Origin of the sequence: Bifidobacterium sp. ESL0690, assembly GCF_029392315.1 — a bacterium.
GTDB lineage: Bacteria > Actinomycetota > Actinomycetes > Actinomycetales > Bifidobacteriaceae > Bifidobacterium.
The window spans coordinates 1,153,416-1,167,033 of the sequence record NZ_CP113939.1 but is presented as its reverse complement, the minus strand read 5'-3'; the positions used below and the strand labels follow the sequence as shown (position 1 = coordinate 1,167,033).

Here is a 13,618-nt window from a genome sequence, read left to right as displayed (position 1 = left end):
GTTTTATTATAAAACGGCACCCACAAGCTACACTTAGCATATGAATACAGAATCAAGTTTTTTGACCTTCGACGCTGATGAGCCTGTTCACAAATTAGATGATGACAAGTTTGAACGCAAAGAATACGTACGATTCCTAGCAGAAGCCTTAAAGAAATCACCTGCTGAACATGGACTCGTCGTCGGAATAACTGGACCATGGGGGTCGGGCAAAACTTCATTAAAAAATCTGCTTATTGATGTGCTTAATAAGCCTGCGGCTAATGATGATGATAATCCAACACCCCATATAGTGGAATTTGAACCATGGATGTATTCGAACAGTAACAAACTTGTATCACTTTTATTTTCTGAAATTGCCAAAGTTCTAAGTCCGTCGAAAGAATTACTCAGGCAAAAAAGTTCAGGCGTCTTAAATGCGGCCGGTGCCACCGTTGACGCAGTGTCGAATACAATTGATATAACGCATCCAGTTGAGAAAATTACGAGCAAAGAGATTTCAGCTTACTTTAAAAAAGTTGCAAAAGCACTGGACCCTAGTAACCAGGATATAGGTAAACTCGCAAAGCGTCACAAACAATTGTCAAAAGCACTGAAGAAGACGTCTTCTAGAATTATTGTTTTTATTGACAATCTTGACAGACTTAATGATGGTGAGGTTATGGAGATTCTACAAGCCGTAAAGGCCGTAGGCGACTTGCCGAATATGGTTTATGTTCTTTTATACGACAAAGAATATGTCACAAAAGCGTTGAACAAAACATGCCACAAAAAAGGCGCTCAATATTTAGAGAAAATTATTCAAGTTCCAGTCGAGCTACCGATACCGCCTAAAGACACAATTGAAGAATTGCTTCATCACAAACTCACAGATATCGCCGGAAATTCCATTAAGGAAATCTATTATCCGGATTTAGATTTGTTCGGTTCTAGACCTAGCATCTTGACTTCGTGTGTCCAGCCATATCTAAATACACCAAGAGATGTAATTCGTTTGGTCAATGAGTACCAATTACGCTATAGCGTGCTTAAAGATGATGTTGAAACAGATGACCTTCTTGGAATCACTTGTTTGGAAGTATTTTGTCCAAAACTCCACCATTGGATTATTGAAAACAAGAGCCTACTTTATAGCCCAATTCAAGTTCAAGATTACAACGGATATCAAGATAGAAAAGAAAAACGACGGGGGGAATATCTTAAACAAGAATTAAAACAACCAATTCCTGGAAATAATCTTGCAGCTTTAGAAGCACTATTCCCATTCGTTTCCGCTGTTCTTAATTCAAATTGGTCCTACGCCGCTATTGAATCCAGCGACGCGCACCGTCATATTTATCAAAAGGAACATTTTGATTCATATTTCTATCTATCAATAAATCAAAACCTCCTACATGAATCAGAATTCAAACAATTCTTTCTCTTTAACCCTCTTGAAGGTTCAGATTTAAACGAAGAAAATAATAAGAAAATTTTCAAAGATCGATACTTCGCCGCTAAAGCAGGAAAATATCTCAATGGGAAAAATATAAACCGCGTAACAAAAGTAGTTCAATCCTGTCTAAAACTGGATGATATATGTGCAAAAGACAGTTTTCGGCAATGTATTTCCATGAGTGTTGTGGCTGCTATTATCAACAACTCAAAAGAGTCCTCTGAAACGAAAGAACAACTTATTTCAGCTATTGTACAGACGATATGTCAATCCAATTCTGTCGCGGCTGCTCCTACAGCTGCTTGCCTTGCATTCCAGATTCAGGAAGTACCGCCTCAACTGCAATCAACAGACTCACGATATACGCGAATCCTATTGGCAATCCCCGATGATGCTTTATTTGATATTCACAATGCTCTAGATAAGGAGAAATGGACGCAAATTCAGAAGTCATTGAGAGATAAGCTTAAATCATTAAAAACTCCTCAGACTGTAAAACCATTTAGTGATCACCTTTTACGAATGTGCGCAGACTCGATACCTTACTTATTTAAAAGCGATAACGAAGCTTACAAGGCATTTCAAGCATTACGTCAACTTTTGCCTGACAACCAGTTCACTTTATATACGACAGAAGCGCTTACTACTGAAAAAGATGAAAATTACGTCATGAATTTGTCGCTTTTGCAAAAGCTGATAACCCCCCAATCTTATAGAGCAGCAATAAAATCTTGGATTATCGATTCGACATTCCGTCATAGTCTCTCTTGTGATTGGCTAGCTGTGGCCGCCTACGAAAAGACTTTTGACACTCAAAACTCGTCCAAATCGGTCAGCAAAGTAGATGCTGCAAAAATTGCAAACAACTGGGAGAAACAAATACAACAACAATAATTGCGCTTTATAGAGCGGCTAGAGATTACCATTTAGTTTCCTTTCTATTTTAAAACCAAGATGTTCGAAACAGAAAGAAAACTTTTACTATTCCAACCATGTATGAGTAATAAAGCGAACTATTTCAATAAACCTTTTACGCACCATACTTGGCCAGATAGCTATCGGCGCGTTCTTTGACATCGTCGCTGAGCAGTGGCTTGCCGTCGACAGTGACCATGCGGGAGGCGGCGGCGAAGATCTCGCGTACGTTGGCGATGGAGAGAACCGGGAAACCGAATTCCTGTTCGACCGACTTGACGGCGGACATATCGGAATCTTTGGTTTTTTCCATGCGATCAACCGAAAGAACCAAGCCGACGATATCGACGTTGGCGGCGGACTTGAGTTTCGGGACAACCTCGCGGACAGCGGTGCCAGCTGTCATCACGTCATCGACCAAGAGGACTTTCATACCGTCCTCAAGCGGCGTGCCGACGAGGATGCCGCCGTCGCCGTGATCTTTCTTTTCCTTGCGGTCGAAGGTGTAGCCGACTTCCATCCCATGCATGCTGGTGAGCGCGATGGACGTGGAGACCGCGAGCGGGATGCCCTTGTAGGCGGGGCCGAAAATCGTGGCGATATCCTTGGGAAGCGTGCCGTCGGCGATGGCCGAGGTGATTTTTTCGGCGTAAAACGCGCCCAACGTGGCAATCTTGCGACCGTCGTTGAACGCGCCGGCGTTGATGAAGTAAGGCGACTGGCGACCCGACTTCAGCGTGAAATCGCCAAATTTCAGTGCACCGGATTCGAGCAGGAATTCAGTGAAACGCTCGTCAATCGGGGTCATCATAGGTTTTTCGGCATTTTGTGTTGACTGCTTGGTTTTGTCTTCGGCCATATTCTTTTAACCTTTCATGTCAATAAATATCGTAAATGATAATTTTCGTATTCGCTTTACCAGGTCTGGCCTTTGGCCAGTTTCGCTGCAAGTTCAGGACGGGAATCGAGCAGCTCGTCAAGCTCGCGAGCGACACGCATCGGGGCAGTCGGGTCCACCAATGCAGCGGCACCTACCTCAACGGCGTTCGCGCCAGCGTAGAGATATTCCAACGCCTTCTCCCCCGAATCGATACCGCCGATACCGATAATCGGGATGTCGGGAATGGCCTGACGCACGCGCCAGACGAAGCTCAGAGCAATCGGGAAAATGGCGGGGCCAGAAACGCCGCCAGTACGGTTGGCAATAATCGGCTTGCCAGTGTTGATGTCGATACGCATGCCAACGAGCGTGTTAATAAGGCTCAGCGCGTCAGCGCCGGCATCCACGGCCGCATGGGCGATCTGGACGATGTCGGTGACGTTCGGCGAAAGCTTGACAATCATGGGCTTGTCGGTCAACGTACGCAAGTGCTTGATAAGTCGGCTCAGCACCACCGGGTCGGTGCCGACGCTCATACCGCCGTGGCTGACGTTGGGGCAACTGACATTGATTTCGAGCATATCGGCTTCAGAATCGGCTAGTTTTTCAACGACCTGCGCATAGTCCTCGTCGCTATGACCGGCAACGTTAGTGATAACCATAGCACCGAGCTTCTTGAGCCGCGGCAGTTCGTCGACCAGATAGTGGTCGACTCCTGGATTCTGCAAACCGACGGCGTTGACCATGCTGGATGGGCCTTCGGCGGTGCGAGGCGAGGGATTGCCCTCCCACGGCACGGGTGAGACACCTTTGGTGCAGATGGCGCCCATCTGGCTGACATCGTAATAATCCCCGCAGGCGTCAAGCTGGAAGGTGCCCGAGGCTGTGCCGACCGGGTTCTTCCATTCGGTTCCCGCGACGATGGTCTTATGTCGCCATTCGTGAGGTGCGAGGACGTTCATTTGTTCGGCTTGCTCGGCTTGCTCGGCTCGTTTCGCCTGTTCGTTCATCGCCGCAACCCTTTCATTGCTCGTATCCGCCATCGTGCTCACGCCTCCCAGCCAAGTTCTTCGGTGGTGAAAACGGGGCCGTCCTTGCAGACTTTGAGCCTTCCGCCCGGCGTATCGACCACGCAGGCTACACACGCCCCGTAGCCACAGCCCATGCGGGCTTCGAGGCTCAACTGTGCAGGGATATTGCGTTTACTGGCCCAGGCCGCGACAGCCTTCATCATCGGCGTCGGCCCGCAAGAGAGAATCACCGGCGGTTGGCCAACATTGCGTAGTTCGTCTTCGATATCGTTGAGCAGATCGATGACGTTGCCTTCGGCGTTAACGATGCTGTAGGTCTTGTCTGCAAACGGCGCAACCAAATCTTCCGCGAAACGTGCGTCACGATAGCCGAAAACGGAAGTGACCTGTGTTCCATCATTGCATTTGCTGAGCTTTTGCGCGGCATACAGCAGCGGCGGCACACCAAGGCCTCCGCCAACAAGTACATAATTCGCAGGCTTGGTAGTATCGAACGGCTTGCCCAATGGCCCGAGAACGTCGATGACATCGCCGGCCTGAAGCAGCGAAAACTCCGCCGTCCCCGCCCCGACAATCTGATAGATCAGCGTCACATCGTCGCCCTCAACCTTGGCCACGCCGAACGGGCGAGGCAGCGCCATCGTGGCGTCAGCGGGATAGAGGTTCACGAACTGCGCCGGTTGCGCGGTTCGGGCCACGTATGGGTCACGAATGACCAGCTCGTAGATTCCTTCGGACAGCAACGAAGCGGCGATTACTTCGTCAGTGCGCCTTCCGGGCTTCCGTCCGGCCTGGGCAGCCTGCCGTTCGACGGTCCCGGTGGTGATAGTAGGCATAAAAGCGGTTGCGCTCATATCGCTCCTTTTGAAATTTCCTTGATTGATACGTTTAAGAGTTGCGATTATCAGTGCAGGGCTTTTCTCAAGTCGTCACGCATCGCGATGGCTGAGGCCCGCGCGCTGCGGCCGACAAGGTCAAGAGCCTCCTCTTTGGTCATATCCTCGCGATACTCCCCCGACTTCTTCCACGAGCCGATGATGCCGCGCGAAGAATTGACGATGGCGCCACGTCCGTTCTTGTCGAACATCTGTGCGGCGTCGGCTGCGGTACCACCTTGAGCGCCATAACCGGGGACAAGGAAGAACGTATGGGGCATACGTTCGCGTAGTTCGCGTCCTTGCTCAGGATGGGTCGCCCCGACCACGGCACCCAGATGGGAATAGCCGTACTTGCCGATGGAATCAGCGCCCCAACCTTCCACGAGGTCGGCCACATGCTCATACAACTTGTCACCATCGGCAAGTTCCAGTTCCTGAATCTCCTTGCTTGAAGGATTCGAGGTGCGAACCAGAGCAAATACGTCTTTGTCGGTTTGCTTGGCTGCATCGGTGAACGGTGTGATGCCGTCAGTGCCGAAGTACGGATTGATCGTGACGGCATCTTCATACCATGGTCGGCCATTGTAGTCATTTTCGCGTGAATTTATCTGGGTCAGATGCTTGGCATAGGCCGCAGCCGTAGAACCGATATCGCCTCGCTTGATATCTCCGAGCACATACAATCCTTGCTTCTGCGCATATTCACAGGTGAGACGATAGATATCAAAACCGATGGAACCATAGGCCTCATACATGGCAATCTGCGGCTTGACGGCCGGTACAATATCCTTTACAGCGTCGATGATCGCGCGATTGAAATCATAAAACCCCATAACAATCTGGGCACCGGGCTCGGCTTGTTCCAAAGCGTCCTCGGCAACCTTCATCTTGGCTCGTGTACCTTCGGCATTGTTTATTGAAGCCAGGATTCGCTGGTCTTCGGAATTGCTGCTGCGCTTCAATCCCTCAATGAACGACTCAAGATCCTTTTCGCTGAATTCAATCTCCATGGTGCAGGCCTGCGGAGGCACCAGTGCCTGCGTAGGATCCAGCCCAACGATGCTGGGATTGTCTTTGGCTTCGATGGCCTCAATCAGTCGATCCATTGTTTTCCCTCGTTTCTAGGTTCTTTTAACTGTTATGTTATTGACTATTACAGTTATTTTGACTGTTATGGTTATTTATATATCAGTTCGACTTTCGTTTAGACCGCTCTCGAACTGTACTGTTTGTTCCCTGAGCTATCCGGCAACCTGCTGAATACCAACTTTGAGCCGATGATTGTGGCCATCGGTCTACCTGTAAGTTCCCAACCATCGAATGGGGTGTTACGCCCCTTGGAATGGAACCGAGAAGAGTCGACAGCCCATTTATGCTGAGTATCGATCAAGGTCAGATCGACGTTTTCAGGATGTTCGACTTTGCTCAAATCCAGCGTTCGTTTGGTGGCGCACTTTGACGAAGTATTGAGGAGCATCGCCACATCAGTCGGCGTGTGCCCCATCAAACGTTCGGGAGCCAAGGCCATGAGCTCGATCAGTCGTTCGTCGCTGATGGCCCCGCCTTCGACCAATACCTTGCGGCAGACACCGTACGCACACTCCAGCCCGATGATGCCATTGGGCGCGTCGGCCAAGCCAGCAGCTTTCTCGGCTGCCGTGTGCGGGGCGTGGTCGGTGGCAATCATATCGACGGTTCCGTCCGCAATCGCGGCGACTGTCGCACGTCTGTCCTCCTCGCTACGTAGCGGCGGGTTCATCTTGGCCATCGCGCCATACTTCAGAATGTCCTCATCACACAGCGCGAGATAGTGCGGTGCCGTCTCACAGGTGATGGGCAACCCTTCAGCCTTGGCCTTGCGAACCGCATCGAACGCACCGGCTGTCGAGACGTGCTGGAAATGGATGTGGGCACCTGTACGTCGCGCAGCTTCGATGTCACGATTGACTATCGCCAGTTCCGTTTCGGCAGGGATGCCGGCGAGACCAAGTTTTCTGCTGACTGCCCCATCGTTGATAGCTCCGAAATCGTGATGCTCGCAATGCTCCAGTACAGGCAGACCTGTTGCCTTCGAATTAGCGAGTACGGCGTCAAGAATCTCGTTGGTGATGGCTGAACCGTCATCGGTGATGGCACGTAACGGATGTTCTCCAACAGGATTTTTAAGGCTCCAGCTTGCCTTTGCGCCTGTATTATCGCTTCGTGCTGATTGACCCGCTGAATCCATGAACCGTTCATAATCAGCTGGCTGTGTCGGCAACTTCCCTGCACGTCCCAGCGAGGCGCAGACGGAGACGTCATAACGAACCGGCAATTTCACGTCGTGCAATTGTTCGTAACGTTGCAGATAGTCAAGCGTGTTGTAGACACCGACTTCTTTGAGTTCCTTGCCGCCGTCAACAGCATCTTGAACGTTGATATCGCGTCCATCGGCGGCAGGCAAGGTGTTCGGCATGATGAGCACGCGCGTATATCCGCCGGCCGCAGCGGCCTGCGAGCCCGAAACCATGGTTTCTTTGTCAAGCTGACCAGGGTCGCGGAAATGCACATGCGGGTCGGCAAGTCCGGGTGCCACAATCAGCGACGAACCGTCGATGTCACCGGAAACGGCGGCACCGGGCTCGGCGAGCAAGCATTGCTCGTCAGTTTCAGGCACGACAAGGTCGATACGCTCGCCGGTGTCCCACACTGCAATGTCATGAATGGTCAGCATGTGCATTCCGTTCTTTCGATAGACCGCTTATTCGTTTATACTCCAGCTCGATTGATTTCATTAAATCATCAATCAGTCCGTTCGTCCGCATCAAGCCCGAATCCCAATTAAAACGACGGAATTGGAGCCAAATCAGTATTCGCTACAGTTCCGCTTCCTCGTCGCAATAATCGCAACGATATTCGCGACGTTCTGCATTGGCCAGATAGAAGCGCTGCTCCAAACCGGTCTCGGAAGTGGTCACACAACGCGGGTTCTTGCAGGAGATGACACCGACAAGGTGCTGCGGCAACTCCGGTTTGGCCTTTTCGACGATTTGTCCGCCGCGAACGATGTTGACCGTGGCGTGCGGAGCGATAAACCCTAGCGCGTCAAGATTCAAGTCCTCGACGTCTTCGAGCTTGATGATGTCCTTGGCTCCCAGCGCGTGGCTGGTCGCATTCATGATCAGCGCCAGCTTGGTGGTGGTCGGATCGACCTTCAGATAGTGCAGCACGGTAAGCGCGGTTCCAGCGTCCACATGGTCGATGATGATGCCGTTGGTGATGCTTGTGACTTCCATCAGACCAGCACCTCCTTGTTTTCGTCGTAACCGGGCAGTTTGTCGCCGAGCACCGAACTTTCCAGCGCCATGCGCATAAGCATGCCGCGACGTACCTGCTCGAAGTATGCGGCACGTGGATCGTCGTCGACTTCCTTGGCGATTTCGTTGACGCGCGGCAGCGGGTGCAGCACGGCCATCGTCGGCTTCGCAAGTTTCATCTTGCCCTCGTCAAGGATGTAGGTGTCGCGCAAGCGCAGGTAATCGTCCTCGTTGAAGAAGCGTTCTTTCTGCACGCGGGTCATGTAGAGCACGTCAAGGTCGCCGATGACGGCAGACAAATCCTTGGCTTCCACGTAGGAGCAGGTCGGGCTTTGATCGATGCAGTCGAGCACATATTGCGGCGTCTTGAGTTCATCAGGGCTAATCAGCACGAACCGGACGTTGCCGAAACGGCACAGCGTGGTAATCAGTGAATGGACGGTACGGCCGAAGGTCAAGTCACCACAAAGCCCGACGGTCAGATCGGTAACACGTCCGAAACGCGCCTGAATGGTCGATAAATCAGCCAAGGTCTGCGTGGGGTGCATGTGCCCGCCGTCACCTGCGTTGATGACCGGCACGTCCGAGGAGTGCGCAGCAACCAGCGCAGCGCCTTCCTTGGGATGGCGCATGGCGATCAAATCGGCATATTGGGAGACGACCTTCACCGTGTCGTGGATGGTCTCACCCTTCGTGGCGGAGGAAAGCTGCGCGCCGGCAAAGCCGATGACCTTGCCGCCGAGCCGCAGCATAGCGGTTTCGAAACTCAGGCGCGTGCGCGTGCTGGGCTCATAAAACAAAGTGGCCAACACCCGTCCATTGCAGGTGTTCGCCACTTCTTTACGGTGAGAATCGATGTATTGCGCTTTGTCAAGCAATAACCGAATCTCTGAAGTCGGTATGCTGTCCAACGTCACCACGCTGGAACCGACCAATGATGATCGCCCGCCCCCATCAGCGGGATTCTTCGTAGGTTTTTGTCTTATCGACATCGGCTCACCTTTCTTCAACCAAGGTGGCCACTTCGTGTGACCATTGACAACATACCCGCACACGGCGACAGTGGAAGCAAACATCAAGCACAGGTTTATTATGACTAAATTCTGATACATTTCTACATTATCAGATAAATTTCAACGACATCGCCGGTGGTATGCAGCACAGAAAACTGATTCTCCTGAATTATCGCTTCGCTGCTACGAATCTATAAAACCTCCGGATAGGCACATTCCGAAATCCGCAATATATCAACGACTTGAAAACAATGGTCTTGGTCTCCATTAGCAGCGAAGAGGGTTAGCGTTCCGTTTTTATCTTCCCTGCTGTAAGAATAACTAGTTACCCAGGAATAGACATTTTGTCATACGTTTTTGCAATCAGCTCCGCAATCCACAGCAATCATCTGATCATTTCCGGCTATCAGCTCAAAAGCCTGCGGTAATTGCCTACAAGCCGTAGAACAGCCGTTCCATCACCTCGCGGCACCGGCGCATCACCGCCTGCAGGTCATTGCCGAAGTATTGGCCGCGGTTCGCGTCGTAGCCGAGGAACGTGGCGACTCCCCCGAGACCATAGAAATCGGACGGCAGCACGTCGGCCTGCGAAAGCCTTGCACCCCACAGATAGTTGCCGTTGCGTGCGGCGGTGAGCATTTTCCACGCCTTGCGCAGCGCATCGGCATCATCACAGTTGATATATTCCAAGCGTTCGAGCTCGTCTAGGGCCGTCAACGTTGAATTGACACGTAGGCTTTCATGCTCGCCGGCATGTTGGAGCTGTAGGAGCTGCACGGTCCATTCAACGTCGGAAAGTCCACCCGCGCCAAGCTTCAGATGCTGGTTGCGTTTGACGCCGTGCGGCAGACGTTCCGCTTCCATGCGCGCCTTGAGCTTACGAATCTCGCCGATTTCTTCGTCGGTCAGCTCGCGATCGATATATCGCAGCGGGTCGGCAAGCTGAGTGAGGAAATCTTTCGCCAACCGTGCGTCACCAGCAGCATACCTCGCCCGCAACAACGCCTGACGCTCCCAAGTGCTGTACCACTTCGTGTAGTAGTCTCGGCACGATTCGTAGGAACGGATCAGCGGGCCGTTCTTGCCTTCCGGTCGCAGTCCGAAATCAAGGTCTATCTTTGGTTCGAGGCTTGCCGGTCCTTGCAGGATATTGCGCAAGTCATTGACCACGTTGCGCGCGAAATCGGCGGCTGTTTTCTGCGCATCGTCGCTATCTGTGTTGCCTCCGGCTTGGACCGGACGATACATCATGATGACGTCGGCATCGGAACAGAAGTTGACTTCGCGACCGCCGTATCGGCCCATGGCGATGACGCTGATGGCCACCGGTGCCTTATCCAATTTCATTTCGTTGCATTGATGGCGGATGGACCATTGCAACGCGGCTTCGATGGCGGCATCGTAAACATCGGTCATGCCGTTCAACCCGACACCGTCATCAAAGACCTTTGAAGTCCAGCCAAGTCCGATACGTTCGATTTCATGACGGCGCATCGCACGGATGGAAGTGGCGAAATCGTTCATATTATCGGCATACCGAGAAACCGCCGCCTGGGCACGTACGTCAAGGCTTTCGCGAGTTTGGGGCATCAGCATCTCATCGTCGCCCAGCCAGGTCACCGATTCAATGGACTGGTTGAGTGAATCGCCCAGAAGTCTCGAATTGGAAAGGATATGACACAATCTGATAAGCGCCTGCGGCGAATCGCGCAGAAAACCGAGATACTGGCTGCCACCACCGAAACGTTCCTCGAGTTTTCGCCATTGCAGAAGGCCCATATCGGGATTCTGGCCTTGCGCCAGCCATTGCAGGATTGAGGGAAGAAGGATGCGGTTGATTTTTGCCGCACGGGAAACACCTTCGGTCAGCGCCTGGACGTGACGCATCGCGGCATCCGGGTCGGCGAAACCGATGGATTCGAAGCGCTCGCGGGTCGCCTTGTCGCTCAATGTGACCTGATCGTCGTCAAGCTGCGCGTTGATGGGTAGCATCGGTCGATAATAAATATCAGTATGGAGACGGCGCACTTCAAGACGTACTTTATCGTACCGCTCCACCAGCTGGTCAGGTAGCAGACCGAACGCCCGGCCCATACGACGCAGTTCCGGATTGTCGTCTATCGCACGCGTGTCGGCATTGCGCACGATATCAGGCGCGTTTTCATTGGCCTTGCCCACGTCTGGGAATAGATGCGTGCGTTTGAGCTCCCACATCTGCGCGCGGTGCTCGAGCACCCTTTCGAAGCGATAATCCTCATCAAGCCTTGCGGCCTGCGGACGGGCGACATAGCCGCCGACCGAAAGCGCCTGCAACGCGCCCAACGTGGAACGGCCACGCAAGGATTCATCGGAACGACCATGGACCAACTGCAGCATCTGGACCGTAAATTCGACATCGCGCAACCCGCCTTTGCCGAGCTTGATCTCGCGCTCACGCAGGTCCGGGGCGATGTTGTCTTCAACCCGCTTGCGCATGTTCTGGCAGTCGTAGACGAAGTTATCGCGTTTCGATGCCGACCAAACCAATGGTCTTGTCAGATCAAGATAGGCCTTGCCCAACTCTTCGTCACCGGCGACCATACGCGCCTTCAGCAGCGCCTGGAACTCCCAGTTGTTTGCCCATTTCTCGTAATAGACGCGGCAGGAATCGACCGTACGCACCAGCGGCCCGTCCTTGCCTTCCGGACGCAGCGCGGTATCAATCTGCCAAAGCGGCGGCATATCGACGCCGGGTATCACCGACTGACAGATCTTTTGCAGGGTCATCCCGATTTTCGTGCCAATGCGCGTCAACGTCACGCCGTCGATTTTCTCATCGCTTTTCTCCCCGCCGCCAACTGCAGCAAGGGGTTCGACAATATACACCAAGTCACAATCGGAAACGTAATTGAGCTCCTGCGCCCCGAGCTTGCCCATGCCGATAACCGTGAAACCGCAACGTTCGCTGCCCTCGACCTGCGTTCTGGCAATATCGAGCGCAGCGCCGATGGCAGCATCAGCCAAATCAGAGAGCCTTGCGCTGATTTGCGGCTGTATTTTCACCGGGTCCGCCGCTGCCGTGTCTTCGGCCATGATGGCCGCAAGCTGAAGATAATAATTCTCACGCAACGCTTCCACGGCGACAGCCATGTTGCTCATCGGCGTCGGAGTATCCGTTGGTTGAGAAACAGCCTTTTTGACGGCATCGCCCACATGAGAAATACGCTCATCACGGGTAAAGTCGAGACTTCCGCACGGATCGCAGGCCGCTGCAGTCACCAAATCCGGATGCGCACGCATCAGCCCGCCCATCGCATCCGAGGCACCCAAGACTCCGATCAAACGCGCAAGTGCCTTTGGGTTATTGACAAGCTGCGTGCAGTTTTCCTGCAAAGCCATGATCTCGACAAGATGCTTCAACGCCGTATCAGGATCACATGCCCGCTCGAGTGCGACAAGCACGTTCTTCCGGTCAGCTTCACCGAACCCTGCACGAGCCAGCAAACCGAAAAGCTTGCGGCTTTCGCCCAAATCCTGCAGCCCCGCATGGATGAGCTCACGATTGCTGATACTGACGTCCTCGGAATGTTCCATGGTTCCAATCTACAACAACCCACACTTCGAACGTACACCAGCCGTAATCGGGTTGCACTTTGGCACTTTGCCAAACGTCCCACGCGCGTCACACACAGCTATCAATTTCATCACCGTCTATTCTGAAACCGCAGCAACGATATTAGCAGGCGTTGGGCAGAATATCGGTTATCCTATAAATAACGAAAATTTATACAGGAGAGAACATTGGGAACCATCGACATCGTTGTTGCGATTATTGTGGGCATTGCGGGATTGGCGGCCGGGCTTTTCGTCGGAGCCATGCCGGCGTTCACCAGCAAATTGAGCGAGCAACAGAATCGCGTGCAACAATGGGCCGGCATCATCCTCATTGTCGTGTTCTTCCTCCTGATGTATTTCAAACTCAACATCTCTTCCTGGTCAATCATCATCGCCGCCATCGCCGGATTCGCACTGGCCAAAATACCTGCACTCCACCAAATGCTTATCGCGATGTTTCCGATACTCCAGCCGAAAAAGGAAGAGAAACCGAAGCCGCGGCCTGCACAAAATCAAAAGCCGAAAAAGAAGAACAGCAAGAAGCGCAAGCATACCCACTAATTTTCGCAGCGGGTA

Annotated in this window: 10 protein-coding genes; 2 read left to right on the top strand and 8 right to left on the bottom strand. The window is 52.4% G+C overall.

From position 1 onward, the window contains the following. The first annotated feature begins 40 nt into the window (after positions 1-40). The gene (locus tag OZX62_RS04665; protein ID WP_277176856.1) at positions 41-2,329 is read left to right on the top strand and encodes a P-loop NTPase fold protein; all 2,289 of its coding nucleotides are present in this window, start codon (positions 41-43) and stop codon (positions 2,327-2,329) included. 136 nt (positions 2,330-2,465) lie between these two features. Here the strand turns inward: OZX62_RS04665 and pyrE are convergent, their stop codons facing one another. From pyrE to OZX62_RS04625, 8 genes are all read right to left on the bottom strand, one after another. Further along, entirely contained in the window at positions 2,466-3,158 is a 693-nt protein-coding gene (gene pyrE / locus OZX62_RS04660) for an orotate phosphoribosyltransferase (RefSeq protein ID WP_277177033.1), read from the bottom strand. A gap of 107 nt (positions 3,159-3,265) precedes the next feature. Next, entirely contained in the window at positions 3,266-4,192 is a 927-nt protein-coding gene (locus OZX62_RS04655) for a dihydroorotate dehydrogenase (protein ID WP_277177032.1), read from the bottom strand. Between the two features lie 86 nt (positions 4,193-4,278). Beyond that, positions 4,279-5,097 (bottom strand): dihydroorotate dehydrogenase electron transfer subunit, encoded by an 819-nt coding sequence (locus OZX62_RS04650; protein WP_277177031.1) that lies wholly within the window; start codon positions 5,095-5,097, stop codon positions 4,279-4,281. A 68-nt stretch (positions 5,098-5,165) separates the two neighbouring features. Further along, positions 5,166-6,245 (bottom strand): orotidine-5'-phosphate decarboxylase, encoded by a 1,080-nt coding sequence (pyrF, locus tag OZX62_RS04645; protein WP_277176855.1) that lies wholly within the window; start codon positions 6,243-6,245, stop codon positions 5,166-5,168. A 98-nt stretch (positions 6,246-6,343) separates the two neighbouring features. Further along, positions 6,344-7,852, bottom strand: a complete 1,509-nt coding sequence (locus OZX62_RS04640) for a dihydroorotase (RefSeq protein ID WP_277176854.1) — start codon at positions 7,850-7,852, stop codon at positions 6,344-6,346. A 142-nt stretch (positions 7,853-7,994) separates the two neighbouring features. After that, entirely contained in the window at positions 7,995-8,414 is a 420-nt protein-coding gene (locus OZX62_RS04635) for an aspartate carbamoyltransferase regulatory subunit (RefSeq protein ID WP_277159204.1), read from the bottom strand. Then, positions 8,414-9,370, bottom strand: a complete 957-nt coding sequence (gene pyrB, locus OZX62_RS04630) for an aspartate carbamoyltransferase (protein WP_277177030.1) — start codon at positions 9,368-9,370, stop codon at positions 8,414-8,416. The genes OZX62_RS04635 and pyrB overlap by 1 nt, the downstream gene beginning before the upstream one ends. A 510-nt stretch (positions 9,371-9,880) precedes the next feature. Beyond that, complete coding sequence (locus OZX62_RS04625; protein WP_277176853.1) at positions 9,881-13,021, bottom strand: bifunctional [glutamine synthetase] adenylyltransferase/[glutamine synthetase]-adenylyl-L-tyrosine phosphorylase; 3,141 nt, start codon at positions 13,019-13,021, stop codon at positions 9,881-9,883. A gap of 207 nt (positions 13,022-13,228) precedes the next feature. Here OZX62_RS04625 and OZX62_RS04620 point away from each other — a divergent pair, with 207 nt between their 5' ends. Beyond that, positions 13,229-13,603, top strand: a complete 375-nt coding sequence (locus OZX62_RS04620; protein ID WP_277176852.1) for a hypothetical protein — start codon at positions 13,229-13,231, stop codon at positions 13,601-13,603. Positions 13,604-13,618: the final 15 nt, after the last annotated feature.